Raw genomic sequence first — 15,791 nt, 5'->3', positions numbered from 1 at the left:
CTTTAAAAATAACGTGTCGGGTCTGCCATGCCGGCGGCTGTGAAGCCCTCGGCGCGCAGGCGACAGCTGTCGCATTTGCCACAGGCTCGGCCCTGGTCATCAGCCTGATAGCAGGAAACCGTCAGTGAGTAATCGACCCCCAAAGCAGCGCCTGCCTTGACGATGTCCGACTTGCTCAGGTTCTGCAGCGGCGCTCTGATTGTGAACCCCTGCCCTTCCACACCAGCCTTGGTCGCGAGATTGGCCATGCGCTCGAACGACTCGACAAACTCGGGACGGCAGTCGGGATAGCCTGAATAGTCCACGGCATTGACGCCGATGAAGATATCCCGTGCCCCCAGCACCTCTGCCCAGCCCAGCGCCAGCGACAGGAACACCGTGTTGCGTGCCGGTACGTAAGTTATCGGAATACCTTCAGAGGGCGACTCCGGCACGGCGATGGAGCTATCGGTCAATGCCGAGCCGCCAATGCCGTTGAGGTTCAGGCCAATGACCTTGTGCTCGACTGCACCCAGATCGCGGGCAACGCGCGCTGCGGCATCCAGTTCGGCGCGATGACGCTGGCCGTAGTCGAAGCTCATGGTGTAGCAGGCGTAGCCTTCTGCGCGGGCCATGGCGACGACGGTTGCAGAATCCAGCCCACCGGACAGCAGGATCACGGCTCTTTTTTCGGTATTGGTCAATTCACTCATGTCAGCGCCCCGGCTCGTCATCCCAAAGAATTTTATGCAACTGCATCTGCAACCGTACCGGCAGATTGTCGGCAACGATCCAGTCCGCCAGATCACGACCTTTAAGCTCGTGGTGACTGGCAGAGAACAGGACTTCGCCCGCACGGCGTTCAAGACCGTACTGAATCAGCTTGGAGACGGCCCAGTCATAATCTTCGCGCGAGCAAATCACGAATTTTACCTGGTCATTTCTCGTCAGCAGCTCGATGTTCTCGTAACGGTTACGCGAGACTTCCTTTGACCCAGGGGTCTTGAGGTCCACAACGCGACTTACACGAGGATCGACTGCCGAGATATCCAGCGCGCCGCTGGTCTCCAGTGAGACCTCATAGCCAGCATCACAAAGACGCTTGAGCAACGGAATGGCATTGGGCTGAGCGAGCGGCTCACCGCCGGTCACACAGACATAGCGAGGACGATAGGCCGCCACTTGCCCAACGATGTCATCCAGCGTCTGGATGGTCCCACCGCTGAATGCGTAGGCACTGTCGCAATACTGACAGCGCAATGGGCAGCCGGTCAGGCGGACGAATACGGTAGGCAGACCAGCCGTACGGGTTTCACCCTGCAACGAGTGAAAGATTTCGGTGATGCGTAATGTGTCTTGCATATCAGCCACGGGCGTAACAGCTAAACAGGCCGTCCGCCTCCGTCAGGCACTTCAAAGGACCCTGCAATCGCAGAATCCGGAAAAGCGTAGGGTGTACCGGAATTTCGGGTGCGAGATTCTAACGAAAAAAGCCGCGACTAGCGCGGCTTTCTTAATCAGCGGGTCAGAACATCAAAGACGCTGAAGATCTCGTTGCGCCAATTGTGCAGCTGAGGTGCCCGGATACTGGGCGACTACTTGCTGCAATATGCCTTTGACCTTATCGGTGTGACCGAGACGACGCTCGACGTCAGCCAGCTTGTATAGCGAGTCAGGCACCTTGGCATGCTTCGGATACTGCTGACTGACCTTGGCGAACGCCTGACCGGCACCCTGAAGGTCACCTTTGGCCAGATTCACTTCACCCAGCCAGTATTGGGCGTTGCCCGCGTACGAGCTGTTCGGGTATTTGCGCAGGAAAGCGGTAAAGGCCTGACTGGCCTTGTCGAAATCCTTTGCCTTGATCAAATCGAAGGCCGCTTCGTAATAAAGCTTTTCCTTCGCCGGGTCAGGAGGCTCGGTGCCTGCTGCCGGTGCCTGCTGAGCCGCTGAGGCCGAAGGCGTCCCACTGGCATCGATAGCGCCACCAGAAGGTTGAGAATTATTGGTAGCCGGAGCGGCTGCGCCACTGGCTATGCGTTGATCGAGTTCCTGATAACGCTCCAGAGCTTCCTGCTTCATGCGCTGGATATCATTCTGCTGGACCTCGACAACACCGCGCAAACGCGCGATTTCGTCCTGCATTTGCTGCAATTGCATGAACAGCTGACCTTGTGCCGAGGCAGGGGCCGTAACCCCTCCCCCGGCATAGGCGCCGGACGTGCCATAACCCGCTGGCGGATAACTGCTGCTGCCAGAGCCAGAATTGTTATCGACCACAGGTGCCGCACCCAACGCTGAAAGCGGAAGGGCGAGGGCCAAAACGGTTAGAGCACGTCGGCACGTTCGCATGTCAAATTACTTACGCAGTTCGACGCGACGGTTTTGAGCCCAGGACTGCTCGTCGTTGCCGGTAGCAACTGGACGCTCTTCGCCGTAGGAAACCAGTTCCAGCTGAGCTGGGGAAACACCTTGCAGAACCAGGTAGCGTTGAACGGCTTTCGCACGACGCTCGCCCAGTGCCATGTTGTACTCGCGAGTACCACGTTCGTCGGTGTTGCCTTCCAGAACAACGCGAGCGCCGTTAGCTTTCAGGTCTTTTGCGTGCACGTCCAGGGAGCGCATGGCTTCTGGCTTCAGGTCCGAACTGTCGTATTCGAAGTAGAAGGTAGTGATTGCGCGCAGAGCAGCTTCTTCGCTCAGGGAGCCGTCAACTGCACCAGTGTTGGCGCCGTAACCAGCGTTAGGGTCAACAGCACCGCCTGCACCGGCATTGTCGCCGCCTTTGGAAGAGCAACCTACAGCTACAGCCATGGCCAGAGCCAGCGCAGCAAATTTACCAAACTTCAGCATTTCCATCTTGAAACTCCTAATGAACCCCAGTGTGTTAAGCAAATCGTGTAGCGCCGCGTCAGTTCAGGTAAGGGGACCAGGAAGGTTCTCTGACTTCGCCTTGAGCGGTAGGAAGCGGGAGCCTTACGCGTCCATTAATGGACACGAGCATCAAGACTCCCCGGCCCTGCTGGCGGGTGGCGTAGATTACCATGGTGCCGTTGGGCGCAACAGTAGGCGACTCATCAAGGTTGCTATCTGTGAGAATTTTTACGCTACCGCGGGCCAAATCCTGCACTGCCACCTTGAAATTAGTGAAGCCGTCCTGCCGGTGAATCATTACCAGCGTCTTTTCATCCGCTGACAATTTCGGGTTGGCGTTGTAGTTACCCACGAACGTTACACGTTCGGCACCGCCGCCATTAATGTTTGTCTTGTAGATCTGTGGCTTGCCGCCACGGTCCGACGTGAAGTATAGCGTAGACCCGTCCTTTCCGAAGAAAGGTTCAGTATCAATCGAAGAATCATTGGTAACGCGGCTCAATTGGCGCGAAGCCAGATTGATTACGTAGATCTCCGGGTTACCGTCCTTGGACAGAACGAATGCCAGCTTGCTGCCATCCGGCGACCATGCAGGCGCGCCATTCAGGCCTTCAAAATTGGTGATCTGCTCACGGCGACCGGTATCGATGTGCTGAACAAAAATGCGCGGGCGCTTCTGTTCGAACGATACATAGGCAATACGCTTGCCGTCCGGCGCGAAACGTGGCGACAGGATTGGCTCACGCGATTGCAGCAGGGTTACTGCCCGAGCACCGTCGTAATCCGAACGCTGCAAGGTGTAACGCGTGTTGTTCTCGGAGAAACGCTCGGCCGTCACGTAAAGCATGCGGGTAGAAAACGCGCCCTTGATGCCGGTGAGCTTCTCGAACGACTGGTCGGCAATGTAATGCGCCATGTCCCGCAGCTGGTCATTGGTGCCTGACACGTTACCGGTCAAAACCTGCTGCTCGGTGGCTACGTTGAACAGCGCGTACTGGATCTGCAGACGTCCGCCGGCAGGCGTGATGTTGCCGACCATGACGTACTGGGCACCCAGCGCTTTCCAGTCACGGAAAATGACTTCGCTGGCCTGGGTCGGCAAGCTGATCATGTTCTGCTTCGGGATCGGCGCGTAGTAGCCGGAATTGCGCAGATCGTTGCTGACGATTTCCGCCATGTCTTCCGGCAGTACGTTACCGCCCTGCCATCCGAATGGCACAACAGCAATCGGTGCCGCACGGTCACTGCCGCTGGTGACCAGAATGTTCTTTTCTTCTGCCGACACCATTGCGGATGCGAAACAGAGAACGACCAGCAGTCCTCGAAAAAGGTTGATCACAAGGCTAGATCTCCAGGTGTGAATGTCATCTTGAATGAACGATAGGGAGCGAAGTCAGCCGGCTTCAGACCCTGCATTTCTGTCAAACGTCCAATGTTCTTCACCGCAGCAACCGCAGAGCTGTCGAACGGCCCGTCACCACTGGACTTGGCAATCGATACTGAAGCAATCGTACCGTCCGGCAACATGCCGATCTGCAACGTTACCGACATGTTGTTACGTGCCGATGGTGGACGACTCCAGCCTTCGGAAGCCCTGACACGAATCAGGTCATCGAAACTGCCAGCCGTTTCATCGCCCCGCTCGTCAGCCAAAGCCTGTTGCCGTTCCGGTTTATCGGACAGCAAATCGGCCAGTGCCTGCGCCTTCTTGTCTTCAGCGGATTTGCGAGCTGCTTCCTGCGCCTTCTTGGCGGAATCTGCAGCAGCTTTTTTCTTCGCGTCCTCGGCAGCCTTTTTCTTGGCGTCTTCTGCGGCCTTTTTCTTGGCCTCATCAGCAGCCTGTTTCTTGGCTTCCTCGGCAGCAGCTTTCTTGGCGTCTTCTTCGGCTTTTTTCTTCGCCTCTTCTTCGGCCTTTTTCTTGGCTATATCAGCCTGCTGCTTCTCTTCAAGCTTTTTGGCGTCGGCAACCTTCTTGGCTTCATCGGCTTTCTTGGCATGGTCAGCCTTTTTGGCCTCCTCTGCTTTCTGTTCGGCCTTTTTGGCTTCGTCGGCAGCTTTCTGCTCTTCGGCTTTTTGAGCAGCCTCTTCTTTCTTTTGTTCCGCAGCTTTTACAGCTTCCTGTTTGAGCTGCTCGATCTTTTTCTGCTCCAGCTGTTCGACTTCAGTTTGTCGCGCAGCGGTTTTCTTCGCCTCACCGGCAATCTTCTGGTTGGTCTGGGTAGTGGCCTGGCTCTTGGACTTGAGCTGATAGAGCGTTGCCTGAACGATAGGCTTGGCTTCGGGCAGATCCGGAGTCATGGCAAAGCTGACGAACAGCATGCCAAAGATCAGAATATGCAATGCCACGGCCCAGACACTGGGCCAGAAGTAGCTTTCCGAGGCGGACGGCTCTCGAATCGGCTGCATCAGGGTGCCTCGGTAATCAAGCCAACATTCCCGACCCCAGCCTTCTGCAGCCCGCCCATCGTGCCCATGACCGAGCCGTAATCGACGGTCTTGTCACCACGAATGAAAACCTGCGTCTGCTTGCCTGCGTCACGACCGGCAGCGACGATCTTGGTCACTGCGGCAGTCAGTTGCGGCAGGGTCATTGCCTTGTCCATCTGTTTGTCGGTATCGACTTCGCTGCCAAGGTTCCAGTAATAGGTCTTGTCAGCCTTGATCGAAATGGTCAGGACCTGATTGTTGTTGTCTTGCGGCAAAGCCTCGCTGGAGACCTTGGGCAAGTCGACTTTCACGCCCTGGTTGATCATGGGAGCCGTCACCATGAAAATCACGAGCAACACCAGCATCACGTCGATGTAGGGCACTACGTTCATTTCGGCGACCGGCTTGCGTTTTCTGCGACGATCTCGAGCGATTAAAGCCATGGGGAATTACCTGCTCACTCTTCGCTGGTGTGCACTTTACGGTGCAGGATGGCCTGGAACTCGTCAGCGAACGTGTAGTAACGGCTGATCAAGGTCTCACTGCGCGCGGCGAAACGGTTGTAGGCAATAACGGCCGGGATGGCTGCGAACAGACCGATGGCCGTTGCAATCAGTGCCTCGGCAATACCCGGTGCCACGGTGGCCAGCGTTGCCTGCTGGGCAGTCGCCAGACCGCGGAAGGAGTTCATGATCCCCCAGACAGTACCGAACAGACCGACATACGGGCTGGTGGAGCCCACGGTCGCCAGATACGGCAGACCTGCTTCGAGCTTTTCTTCCTCACGGGAAATAGCTACACGCATGGCGCGCGCCACACCTTCCATGACCGCATCGGGATCGACACCGGACTGCTGACGCAGGCGGGAGAATTCCTTGAAACCAGCACGAAAGATCTGCTCTACGCCAGAGTCCGGATCGGGATTGCTGCCCGCCTGACGGTACAGCTTGGACAGATCGATACCCGACCAGAAACGCTCTTCAAAGCTGTCCAGTGCACGCCGACCTGCACGCAGCATATTGCTGCGCTGAAAAATCACGATCCACGAAGTGACCGAAGCAGCCACCAGAATCAGCATTACCAACTGAACAACAATGCTGGCATTGCTGACCAAACTCCACATGGAGGAATGGTCGACGACGTTAGCTTCCACGCTTTATCTCCTGCTCTGAATGTATGCCCGCGCCGCCCTGGTCGGCAAAGGCCGCTCGCAGAGCTTCGGGAATGGCCCGGGGTTTAAAACTATCGGCGCGTACACACGCCACCAGGAACTGCCCTTCACAGAGCAGCGTTGCATCCGACGCCCGCCTGATCTGCTGTTGAAAGCGCAGGCTGACACGGTTCAATTCGGTTACTTCTGCACTGACAAGCAACTCGTCATCCAGCCGCGCGGGCTTGTGATAACGCGCGTCACTGGAGTGCACGACAAATAAAAGGTTTTCCTGCGCCAGTTCGGATTGGGCAAAGCCCAATTCCCGCAGCCGCTCGGTACGAGCCCGCTCCATGAATTTCAGATAATTGACGTAGTAGACGATGCCGCCGGCATCGGTGTCCTCGTAATAAACGCGACAGCGATGTGCGAACGACTGAACCCCGTTTTGCGCGCGCATACTCTAGAGCTTACTCCTCAGGTTGCCAATCGGGTCAGGCAACTGTTTTTCAACGTTTTGCCACTTATTACCGGTATCGGCGGCAGGACTGGCAATGTGACCACGCCGACCGCAAATAAATTGCAAAGCATTGCTATAAATCCGCCGGATCATCGACCACATCGTCCGCCACTGGCATCTCCCCCATCCTCGAAGGGATATTCAGCCCGAAATGCAGATACGCATGACGGGTGACTACACGTCCACGCGGCGTGCGCATGATATAGCCTTGCTGGATCAAATAGGGCTCGAGCACATCCTCAATTGTGTGACGCTCCTCGCTGATGGCCGCCGCAAGGCTGTCGACACCGACAGGCCCGCCATCGAACTTCTCGATCATGGTCAGCAGCAGACGCCGGTCCTGATGATCGAAGCCATGCTCGTCGACGTCCAGCAGGTTCAGGGCCTTGTCGGCGGTCTGCCGGGTGATCTGCCCATTGCCGCGCACCTCGGCGAAATCCCGCACCCGACGCAACAAACGGTTGGCGATCCGTGGCGTACCACGGGCGCGCCTGGCGATCTCGAAAGCGCCTTGCGGCTCGATGACCAGTCCCAGAATGCCAGCCGAGCGAGACACGATCGTCGACAGGTCGGCAATATTATAAAACTCGAGCCGCTGAACGATCCCGAAACGATCGCGTAATGGATTGGTCAGCATGCCCGCTCGGGTAGTCGCACCGACCAGCGTGAACGGTGGCAGATCAAGTTTGATAGAACGTGCGGCGGGGCCTTCACCGATCATTATGTCGAGCTGGAAGTCTTCCATTGCCGGATACAGCACTTCTTCGACAATCGGCGACAAACGATGGATCTCATCAATGAACAACACATCGTTGGGCTCAAGGTTGGTCAGAATTGCGGCCAGATCACCAGGCCGCTCGAGCACCGGTCCTGAAGTACTCTTGATCGACACACCCATTTCCTGGGCGATGATATTGGCCAGCGTGGTCTTGCCCAGACCGGGCGGCCCAAAGATCAATGTGTGATCCAGCGCCTCATTGCGGCCACGGGCAGCCTGGATGAACAGTTCCATCTGCTCGCGTACGGTCGGCTGGCCGATGTAGTCCGCAAGACTCAGTGGCCGAATCGCACGGTCCATCTGTTCATCACGATCACGGCCGCCAGCGGCGGTTATCAGACGGTCGGCGTCTATCACTTAACCCATCCCCTTCAACGCACGGCGAATCAGATCCGCACTGCTCAAATCTTTTTCCTTGATGGCGGAGACAGCCTTGCTCGCCTCCTGCGGTTTGTAACCCAGTGAAATCAGCGCGCTGACTGCATCGGATTCGGCCGATGCCACAGGCTCGGCCTGATTCGGACCATTGGAAACCAGCGTAAAGGTGCCTGGCAAGGATTCCCAGGCCTTGAACCGATCCTTGAGCTCGACCAGCAGACGCTCGGCGGTTTTCTTGCCTACACCGGGAATACGAGTCAGCGCCGACGTGTCCTGCGCCTGAACGCAACGCACCAGCTCATCAACTTCCAGGCCGGACATCAACGCCAGCGCCAGCTTGGGGCCAACCCCGTTGAGTCGGATCAATTCACGGAACAGCTCGCGCTCGCGTTTTTCATAGAAGCCATACAACAGATGCGCGTCCTCGCGGACCACCAGATGGGTGTGCAATGTCACTGTCTCGCCGACATGCGGCAGCCGATACAGCGTCGTCATCGGCACTTCCAGCTCATAGCCGACACCATTGACATCCAACACCAGATGCGGAGGCTGTTTTTCGGCGAGAGAGCCGCGTAAACGTCCAATCACGTTTCAGATCCTTTCGTGTTGCCTGTCGCTTGCGCGAAGAAGAAATTGAACACAGTCATCATAAAGACACAGGTGCTCATGATGCAGTCACAGGCGCAAACGGCCGCCGCGACTTCGCGCGGCGCTCAACCCGTGAGGAATCAGGCTGGAGCGCGTGTGCGCATGACACAGCGCGATAGCCAGGGCATCGGACGCGTCAATCTGAGGCTTCTGGGTCAATTTGAGCAAATGCATGACCATCATCATCACCTGCTCTTTATTGGCACCGCCAGTCCCTGCTACTGCCTGCTTGACCTGAGTGGCAGTGTACTCGGCAATTTCCAGCGCCTCCTCGGCACCCGCCACGATGGCCGCGCCCCTGGCCTGCCCCAGCTTCAGGGCTGAATCGGCGTTGCGCGCCATGAAAACCTTTTCGATGCCCATAGTCACCGGCCCGTAGGTCTTTATGACCTCACGCACCCCGCGATAAACGATCTGCAAACGTTCGTGCAATTCACCACTGCCGGTACGAATGCACCCGGAAGCGACGTAGACACAACCGCGCCCGGTGTCACGTACCACGCCATAGCCGGTAATTCGCGAACCGGGGTCGATACCAAGAATAAGAGTCATAACGCCTGCAGCTTGAGAAGGTGACGCAAAACAATAGGTGCAGCATAAAGGCAGAAGCCGGAGGCCGATAGCTGCGTGATGCTCACAGCTTCGCTCCCCCGGCTTCTGACTCGGTGTTACCTGTCGGCGATCAGCCCAGTTGCTCCATCACGTCGTCCGGAATTTCCGCGTTTGAATAGACGTTCTGCACGTCATCCAGGTCTTCAAGCATGTCGATCAGCTTGAGGACCTTCTCGGCGGTCTCCAGATCAAGCACTGCACTGGTTGTCGGCAACATGACGATTTCTGCGTCGGAAGCCTTGAAACCTGCGGCCTCAAGAGCGTTACGCACGGCATAGAACCCGGAGAACGACGTAAACACATCGATCGAGCCATCGTCGTTGGTCACGACATCATCGGCGTCAGCTTCCATGGCAGCCTCGATAAGGGCATCCTCATCGACGCCGGCAGCAAAGGAAATCTGACCCTTGCGATCGAACAGGTAAGCCACAGAGCCGTCAGTACCGAGGTTGCCGCCACACTTGGTGAACGCATGGCGAACGGCAGCGGCGGTACGATTACGGTTGTCAGTCATGGTTTCGACCATGATTGCCACACCGCCCGGGCCGTAGCCCTCGTAACCCAGTTCCTCGACATCGTCACCGTCGGATGCGCCCACGCCTCGCGCGACCGCACGATCAATGGTGTCACGAGTCATGTTTGCACCAAGCGCCTTGTCCAGCGCCAAACGCAGACGCGGGTTGGAACCAGGATCGCCGCCACCCTGACGCGCAGCAACGGTCAGCTCACGAATCCACTTGGTGAAAATCTTGCCTTTCTTGGCATCCTGACGCTCTTTGCGGTGCTTGATGTTCGCCCACTTAGAATGACCTGCCATTTTTCGCTCCAGATTCTTTTTGAAACACCTTCACCTTTCGCCCTGAACAACCGGGCAAAAAGCTTCACTCAATAAGGGCAGATACAGGGCGTATCGACGATACGCCCTGCCCGGCATCACTCAGCCTTCGGCTGCTCGCGCAGACGGATATGCAGCTCACGCAACGCTTTGGCATCGACAACGCCAGGCGCCTGGGTCATGACGTCGGCGGCGCTCTGGGTTTTCGGGAACGCAATCACTTCACGAATCGATTGCGCGCCGGTCATCAGCATCACCAGACGGTCCAGACCAAACGCCAGACCACCGTGCGGCGGTGCGCCGTATTTCAAGGCATCGAGCAGGAAGCCGAACTTCTCCTGCTGCTCGTCTTCGGCGATACCCAGCAGACGGAAGACCGCCTGTTGCATTTCCTTGCGGTGGATACGAATCGAACCGCCGCCCAGCTCGGTACCGTTGAGCACCATGTCGTAGGCACGCGACAGCGCCGTCGCCGGGTTGGCTTCCAGCTCTTCAGGCGTGCACTTGGGTGCCGTGAAGGGGTGGTGCAACGCGGTGAAGCTGCCGTCGTCGTTTTCTTCGAACATCGGGAAGTCGACGACCCACATCGGTGCCCATTCGCACGTGTGCAGCTTGAGGTCGTTACCGATCTTGATGCGCAGCGCGCCAAGGGCCTCGCTGACGATCTTGAACTTGTCCGCTCCGAAGAAAACGATGTCGCCATCGACCGCACCCACGCGATCAAGGATGACGTTCAGGTTGTCTTCCGGGATGAACTTGACGATCGGCGACTGCAAGCCTTCCGGCCCCTTCGCGCGTTCGTTGACCTTGATGTAGGCCAGGCCTTTGGCACCATAGATGCTGACGAATTTGGTGTAGTCGTCGATCTGGCTGCGCGCCATGCTGGCAGCGCCCGGCACACGCAGTGCGGCAACACGGCCTTTGGGGTCGTTGGCCGGACCGCTGAACACCTTGAACTCGACGCCGGTGAGCTGATCGGCAACATCCACCAGTTCCAGCGGGTTACGCAGGTCCGGCTTGTCGGAGCCGTAGCGGCGCATGGCCTCTTCGAAGGTCATGTGCGGGAAATCACCGAACTCCAGGTCCAGAACTTCCTTGAACAGCTGACGAACCATCTTCTCGGTCAGACCGATGATGTCCTCTTCATTGAGGAAACTGGTCTCGATGTCGATCTGGGTGAATTCCGGCTGACGGTCGGCACGCAGATCTTCGTCGCGGAAGCACTTGGCGATCTGATAGTAGCGGTCAAAGCCAGCCACCATCAGCAATTGCTTGAACAACTGAGGCGATTGCGGCAGGGCGAAAAAACTGCCCGGGTGTGTGCGACTTGGAACCAGATAGTCGCGAGCACCTTCCGGCGTGGCGCGGGTCAGGATCGGCGTCTCGACGTCGAGAAAGCCGTTGTCATCCAGATAGCGGCGGATGCTGGTGGTGATGCGCGAACGCAGACGCAGCTTCTCGGCCATTTCCGGACGGCGCAGGTCGATAAAGCGATAACGCAGGCGTGTTTCCTCGCCGACGTCGGAATATTCATTCAGTGGGAATGGCGGAGTCTCGGACTCGTTCAGCACTTCGAGTTCGTAACCCAGAACCTCGATGGCACCCGACGCCATATTCGCGTTCACGGCACCTGCCGGACGAGCGCGAACCTTGCCCACGACCTTGACCACGTACTCGCTGCGCACGCGGTCAGCGGCGGCGAAGCTGTCGGCACGATCAGGGTCGAACACGACTTGAGCCATGCCTTCACGGTCGCGGATATCGAGGAAGATAACGCCTCCGTGGTCACGACGACGGTGGACCCATCCGCAAAGGGTAATTTCCTGGCCTTCCAGACTCTCGTTCAGTTGGCCGCAATAATGGCTGCGCATCATGATGGTGTTTTCACTTCTCGTAATTCGAATTCGGTGGCGCTTTCGCTCCTGGCTTGCGCTCAGTGGTACACGGCACCGGCACAAGACTAAAGCCAGCCCTGGCCCACGCAGAGTCACGCCCGCTAGCAAGACGGAGGATTATATAGAGTTAATTGGCACCGTGCAGCCGAACGAACCTATCACGGCCGGATAAGTTCGTGACCGCCCCCAGCTCGGTCGCGCTACGAGGGAAACGCAGGCACGCCGAAGCGGGCCTGCAGGAATGAGGGTGAAGACCACTCTAAACGTGGGTATTTTCTACGTGAGCATCCTTCAACAGATGCGCAACACAGACAACGCGAATCAGACCGCTGAAGTTTTTTACACCTCCATGACGTAAGTGAACCTCTCGATCAATGTAGGACAATACCGCATTAACAGAACACTCATTGGAACTTGCAATGCCTGACAGAATGTTCCAATACACGTTCTCCAGGCGCAGGCAGGTGGCCAGACCATTTAGCCGAACGGATTTGGAATGAGGCTGCGCCAGGGTCATGTTGAAATCTTCGACAAAGGGGTCATGGCGTATTTCCACCTCCCGATGTAAAAACTTAAGCTCTCGCTCAGCACTTCGTAACATCATAACGATCACCTTCGAATCATAAACTTTAAACATTAAAAGAAATATTCAAAAACAAATAAATACCCTGATGTATAAAACATGATTCGAGATTTTATATCCAGCCGCTCTGATACTTTATCACTGTAGGAGATGGCTACAGGAATCAGCGGAATATCGTTTAACCCTGAAGGCATAATGAAGAGGAGCAAGGAATATGGCTGGATGATATGCGTGACAACGAGCGACGACCAGGCCTTCTTGTGCCTGAGCGCTCAAGCAGCGGAGGCCAAAAAGGCGAAGATCAGGCGCTGCCTGCAAGGCAACATATGAAGAACAGGCGAGTGGCGCTTGGCGTCACTCGCCCCGGTCGTTATTTCGACTCAAGCATCGAGCGCAACATCCAGGCAGTTTTTTCATGAACCTGCATACGCTGCGTCAACAGATCAGCCGTCGGCTCGTCGCTGACCTTGTCGAGAAGAGGAAAGATACTACGCGCAGTACGGACAACGGCCTCTTGCCCCTGAACCAGACTTTTGATCATATCTTCGGCACTTGGCACGCCCTCTTCTTCCTTGATGGAAGACAGGCGAGCATACGTCGAATAAGTGCCAGGAGCAGGGAAGCCCAACGCACGAATACGCTCGGCAATAGAGTCAACCGCCAGTGCCAGTTCGTTATACTGCTCTTCAAACATTAAATGCAGCGTGCGAAACATCGGCCCGCTGACATTCCAGTGAAAGTTGTGAGTCTTGAGGTAAAGCACATAAGTATCCGACAGCAGATGCGACAGACCGTCCACGATCGACTTGCGATCCTCTTCACTGATACCAATATCGATTGCCATGTTTCATGCCCTTTTAGTGAGGATTGAAAAGCAGTAAAGACCACTACTCTATCAAGAGAACCCGAATGGCGCAGCTTTCCGTTGGGTCGATGCCACAAGCCGGCAACGATTCATGGACATACCTGGGTGCTTTGTGACGCATCACGACAGGCGCCACGGACAGAAAATCCCTGCGCACCCTCAATGCTCATTAGCAAAACCAGCCTGAACGCTCTGCTTCAACCCCTGTAGCGGCACAGGCTATCCAGGCAGGGCAAGCAGGAGAGCCGTCATTGATTGCTGATTTGAGTAGCATCAGGCTTTGCTGTTAAATACACGTCGTGTCGCCAACGAGTTGCCATTCAGCGTTGGCGCATAGGCTGGCCCTGCGCCCGTGCATCACGCCTCATCTTGTTCAGAAGCGTACCGGGCGTTACCAGCTATTTCTTGTAATCCTTCTGCATGTGAGCTTTTTAAAATGTTGAAAATCGTCCATCTGGTAACGGGAGCAGCAGCCCTGTTGCTCTCTTTCATACCTAGCCTGCGTAGTGAAGCGGTCTCTCTCTACCTGCAAAACCCTGACGCCATCTGCCTGGCATTCCTCGGGCTGCTTAACCTGATACTCGCTCCGGTAATCCCTTACTGGAATCGAGGCCCACGTCATAATCTGCAAAATCTGGTCAGTGCCCTGCTTGTCATTGCAGTAATCGTACAAACGCTGACCTTGCTTGTTCCTCTGCCCGGCATTGCAGGCCAACCGGCAATTCTGGTTAGCCTGAGCATTGCCATCGTGGCCGTCGCCTTGCACCTGGGCGTCAGCTTTTACAGGTCTTACACTCCATCCTCCGCACCTCAAAACCACGACATGGGAAATCGTGATACTGGCACCGTAAAGTGGTTCAACACCTCCAAGGGCTTCGGCTTTATCTCCCGGGATTCCGGCGACGATATTTTTGTGCATTTTCGTGCCATTCGCGGTGAAGGCCATCGCGTACTGGTCGAAGGCCAACGCGTCGAGTTTTCCGTGATGAACCGTGACAAAGGCCTGCAGGCAGAAGACGTCATTGCAGCCCTGCCCCGCCGCTGACTTTTTTCGGGCAATAAAAAACCGCGACCTCCCAACGGAAGTCGCGGTTTTTTTATGGCAACAGATCAATAGTGAGGTGGCGGCGCTTCTTCCTCGAAGGTATCGAACTGACTGCCCATCTCCTCCTGACGCTTGATCATTGCAGCCATCTGCTGCTGTAGATGATCAAACTCGCGCCGCTGCTTTACCAGCACATCATTGAGTGCCTGAATCGTATCGTCCTGAAAGGCCATACGGCTTTCCAGCTCCATGACTCGCTCTTCAAGGCTCATGACTGCTCCTCCTCAAATCGAAAATCATTCGTCAATACCGGCCTGAGCTGCCGGCAGATTGCCGAGAACTGCTCGTCGGTGTAAGCAACTGCAGCATGCTTGCCCCACACGGGCGCAGGCCAGGCCGCATCGTCACGATTGCGCGCAATTATATGCATGTGCAACTGACTGACCACATTGCCCAAGGCAGCAATGTTGATTTTATCCGCATCGAACAGCTCTTTCAGCACCTTGGCCAGAACACTGGTTTCCTGCCATAGCTGCAACTGATCTGCAGCGCTCAACTGAAACACCTCAGTGATATCAGCCCGACGCGGGACCAGAATGAACCACGGGTAATGACTGTCATTGGAGAGCAGCAACCGGCACAGCGGAAAGTCGCCAATGGGCAAGGTGTCTTGTTGAAGACGAGAATCCAGAACGAACACGATAAAAAGCTCCTGACTGCCAGGTGAATGTACCTGCCCTGTCGGTAACAGGGTGCTGCGAGGTCCGCAGGATACTAGGGTTCGCAAGACGCTTCACCTGCCCGCCGCCATGCGCACCAGAATGAGTCCGGCATAACGGTGACCGCACCGATTTGACGCTCGCTAATGTCACACAACCGCCAACCATGAATTCATGCATTGAAACGCCGCCTGACAATTGCCTGCTTCAGGTACATGAAAATGAAACAGCCCTGGCCTCACCATGGTGACCAACCAGAGCATTGCTCCAGGTTCAGGCGAACCGGGCACGCACTGCACCAAAATCACACACTGCTGTTGCGACAACAACACAACGCATTCGTTTTCTACTCAAAGGGAGCTGATTCGGGTAACGCTTTTGCGAGAAAGAACCGCCCCCAACCCTGACACGTAAAATCCATCGATATTTTTTCAAAATTGAAATATTCATAAAAATCATATGGATAAATCAAAAAAGCGATGC

The 15,791-nt window shown here is 56.1% G+C and carries 19 protein-coding genes; 1 reads left to right on the top strand and 18 read right to left on the bottom strand.

Features of this window, described 5'->3' with window-relative positions; all coding sequences use genetic code 11:
* Window positions 1-2 precede the first annotated feature (2 nt).
* The 16 genes from queC to RYC18_RS16935 form a co-directional block, all read right to left on the bottom strand.
* A complete protein-coding gene (gene queC / locus RYC18_RS17010; RefSeq protein WP_002554648.1) occupies window positions 3-692 on the bottom strand; it encodes a 7-cyano-7-deazaguanine synthase QueC in 690 nt (229 codons plus the stop codon).
* Window position 693: 1 nt separating this feature from the next.
* Complete coding sequence (queE, locus tag RYC18_RS17005) at window positions 694-1,341, bottom strand: 7-carboxy-7-deazaguanine synthase QueE (RefSeq protein ID WP_002554649.1); 648 nt, start codon at window positions 1,339-1,341, stop codon at window positions 694-696.
* Between the two features lie 171 nt (window positions 1,342-1,512).
* Complete coding sequence (gene ybgF, locus RYC18_RS17000; protein ID WP_054991767.1) at window positions 1,513-2,331, bottom strand: tol-pal system protein YbgF; 819 nt, start codon at window positions 2,329-2,331, stop codon at window positions 1,513-1,515.
* A gap of 6 nt (window positions 2,332-2,337) precedes the next feature.
* The gene (pal, locus tag RYC18_RS16995; protein ID WP_002554651.1) at window positions 2,338-2,838 is read right to left on the bottom strand and encodes a peptidoglycan-associated lipoprotein Pal; all 501 of its coding nucleotides are present in this window, start codon (window positions 2,836-2,838) and stop codon (window positions 2,338-2,340) included.
* Window positions 2,839-2,890: 52 nt separating this feature from the next.
* On the bottom strand, window positions 2,891-4,141 hold the full coding sequence (gene tolB / locus RYC18_RS16990) for a Tol-Pal system beta propeller repeat protein TolB (protein WP_216597196.1): 1,251 nt from the start codon (window positions 4,139-4,141) through the stop codon (window positions 2,891-2,893).
* A 47-nt stretch (window positions 4,142-4,188) separates the two neighbouring features.
* Window positions 4,189-5,259 carry a cell envelope integrity protein TolA gene (gene tolA, locus RYC18_RS16985; protein ID WP_316886510.1) on the bottom strand — a complete coding sequence of 357 codons (1,071 nt, stop codon included), beginning with the start codon at window positions 5,257-5,259 and terminating at the stop codon, window positions 4,189-4,191.
* Entirely contained in the window at window positions 5,259-5,723 is a 465-nt protein-coding gene (gene tolR / locus RYC18_RS16980) for a protein TolR (protein ID WP_002554654.1), read from the bottom strand. The genes tolA and tolR overlap by 1 nt, the downstream gene beginning before the upstream one ends.
* Window positions 5,724-5,737: 14 nt before the next feature.
* Window positions 5,738-6,433: a protein TolQ gene (gene tolQ, locus RYC18_RS16975; RefSeq protein WP_002554655.1), complete on the bottom strand. Its 696-nt coding sequence runs from the start codon at window positions 6,431-6,433 to the stop codon at window positions 5,738-5,740.
* A complete protein-coding gene (ybgC, locus tag RYC18_RS16970; protein WP_005733346.1) occupies window positions 6,423-6,890 on the bottom strand; it encodes a tol-pal system-associated acyl-CoA thioesterase in 468 nt (155 codons plus the stop codon). Before ybgC ends, tolQ begins: the two co-directional genes overlap by 11 nt.
* Before the next feature lie 133 nt (window positions 6,891-7,023).
* Window positions 7,024-8,085, bottom strand: coding sequence for a Holliday junction branch migration DNA helicase RuvB (gene ruvB, locus RYC18_RS16965; protein WP_002554657.1), 1,062 nt, complete (start codon window positions 8,083-8,085; stop codon window positions 7,024-7,026).
* The gene (gene ruvA, locus RYC18_RS16960) at window positions 8,086-8,694 is read right to left on the bottom strand and encodes a Holliday junction branch migration protein RuvA (RefSeq protein WP_004657901.1); all 609 of its coding nucleotides are present in this window, start codon (window positions 8,692-8,694) and stop codon (window positions 8,086-8,088) included.
* 87 nt (window positions 8,695-8,781) lie between these two features.
* Window positions 8,782-9,306 carry a crossover junction endodeoxyribonuclease RuvC gene (ruvC, locus tag RYC18_RS16955; protein WP_005746542.1) on the bottom strand — a complete coding sequence of 175 codons (525 nt, stop codon included), beginning with the start codon at window positions 9,304-9,306 and terminating at the stop codon, window positions 8,782-8,784.
* A 130-nt stretch (window positions 9,307-9,436) separates the two neighbouring features.
* Window positions 9,437-10,183 (bottom strand): YebC/PmpR family DNA-binding transcriptional regulator, encoded by a 747-nt coding sequence (locus RYC18_RS16950; RefSeq protein WP_004657903.1) that lies wholly within the window; start codon window positions 10,181-10,183, stop codon window positions 9,437-9,439.
* A gap of 116 nt (window positions 10,184-10,299) precedes the next feature.
* Window positions 10,300-12,075 (bottom strand): aspartate--tRNA ligase, encoded by a 1,776-nt coding sequence (gene aspS, locus RYC18_RS16945; RefSeq protein WP_002554661.1) that lies wholly within the window; start codon window positions 12,073-12,075, stop codon window positions 10,300-10,302.
* Between the two features lie 280 nt (window positions 12,076-12,355).
* A complete protein-coding gene (locus RYC18_RS16940) occupies window positions 12,356-12,700 on the bottom strand; it encodes a ribbon-helix-helix domain-containing protein (protein ID WP_005746541.1) in 345 nt (114 codons plus the stop codon).
* Window positions 12,701-13,049: 349 nt separating this feature from the next.
* A complete protein-coding gene (locus RYC18_RS16935; RefSeq protein ID WP_003314356.1) occupies window positions 13,050-13,523 on the bottom strand; it encodes a Dps family protein in 474 nt (157 codons plus the stop codon).
* A 457-nt stretch (window positions 13,524-13,980) separates the two neighbouring features.
* Between RYC18_RS16935 and RYC18_RS16930 the strand changes: the two genes are divergently transcribed.
* Entirely contained in the window at window positions 13,981-14,589 is a 609-nt protein-coding gene (locus RYC18_RS16930; RefSeq protein WP_002554664.1) for a cold-shock protein, read from the top strand.
* Window positions 14,590-14,654: 65 nt separating this feature from the next.
* Here RYC18_RS16930 and RYC18_RS16925 read toward each other — a convergent pair whose 3' ends face one another.
* Complete coding sequence (locus RYC18_RS16925; protein WP_002554665.1) at window positions 14,655-14,861, bottom strand: SlyX family protein; 207 nt, start codon at window positions 14,859-14,861, stop codon at window positions 14,655-14,657.
* Entirely contained in the window at window positions 14,858-15,289 is a 432-nt protein-coding gene (locus RYC18_RS16920) for an HIT family protein (protein WP_057405448.1), read from the bottom strand. Before RYC18_RS16920 ends, RYC18_RS16925 begins: the two co-directional genes overlap by 4 nt.
* Window positions 15,290-15,791 lie beyond the last annotated feature (502 nt).

Origin of the sequence: Pseudomonas syringae group sp. 247E2, from assembly GCF_032587795.1 — a bacterium.
Classification (GTDB): domain Bacteria; phylum Pseudomonadota; class Gammaproteobacteria; order Pseudomonadales; family Pseudomonadaceae; genus Aquipseudomonas; species Aquipseudomonas amygdali.
This window is presented reverse-complemented; position numbering and strand designations above follow the sequence as displayed.

Bases quoted from the DNA above. Each gene is read 5' to 3' on its own strand.
- tolR (WP_002554654.1), bottom strand. From the start codon at position 5,723: ATGGCTTTAATCGCTCGAGATCGTCGCAGAAAACGCAAGCCGGTCGCC.
- tolB (WP_216597196.1), bottom strand. From the start codon at position 4,141: ATGGTGTCGGCAGAAGAAAAGAACATTCTGGTCACCAGCGGCAGTGAC.
- ybgF (WP_054991767.1), bottom strand. From the start codon at position 2,331: ATGCGAACGTGCCGACGTGCTCTAACCGTTTTGGCCCTCGCCCTTCCG.
- RYC18_RS16950 (WP_004657903.1), bottom strand. From the start codon at position 10,183: ATGGCAGGTCATTCTAAGTGGGCGAACATCAAGCACCGCAAAGAGCGT.
- pal (WP_002554651.1), bottom strand. From the start codon at position 2,838: ATGGAAATGCTGAAGTTTGGTAAATTTGCTGCGCTGGCTCTGGCCATG.
- aspS (WP_002554661.1), bottom strand. From the start codon at position 12,075: ATGATGCGCAGCCATTATTGCGGCCAACTGAACGAGAGTCTGGAAGGC.
- RYC18_RS16930 (WP_002554664.1), top strand. From the start codon at position 13,981: ATGTTGAAAATCGTCCATCTGGTAACGGGAGCAGCAGCCCTGTTGCTC.
- queE (WP_002554649.1), bottom strand. From the start codon at position 1,341: ATGCAAGACACATTACGCATCACCGAAATCTTTCACTCGTTGCAGGGT.
- ruvC (WP_005746542.1), bottom strand. From the start codon at position 9,306: ATGACTCTTATTCTTGGTATCGACCCCGGTTCGCGAATTACCGGCTAT.
- RYC18_RS16940 (WP_005746541.1), bottom strand. From the start codon at position 12,700: ATGATGTTACGAAGTGCTGAGCGAGAGCTTAAGTTTTTACATCGGGAG.
- tolA (WP_316886510.1), bottom strand. From the start codon at position 5,259: ATGCAGCCGATTCGAGAGCCGTCCGCCTCGGAAAGCTACTTCTGGCCC.
- RYC18_RS16935 (WP_003314356.1), bottom strand. From the start codon at position 13,523: ATGGCAATCGATATTGGTATCAGTGAAGAGGATCGCAAGTCGATCGTG.
- queC (WP_002554648.1), bottom strand. From the start codon at position 692: ATGAGTGAATTGACCAATACCGAAAAAAGAGCCGTGATCCTGCTGTCC.
- RYC18_RS16925 (WP_002554665.1), bottom strand. From the start codon at position 14,861: ATGAGCCTTGAAGAGCGAGTCATGGAGCTGGAAAGCCGTATGGCCTTT.
- ybgC (WP_005733346.1), bottom strand. From the start codon at position 6,890: ATGCGCGCGCAAAACGGGGTTCAGTCGTTCGCACATCGCTGTCGCGTT.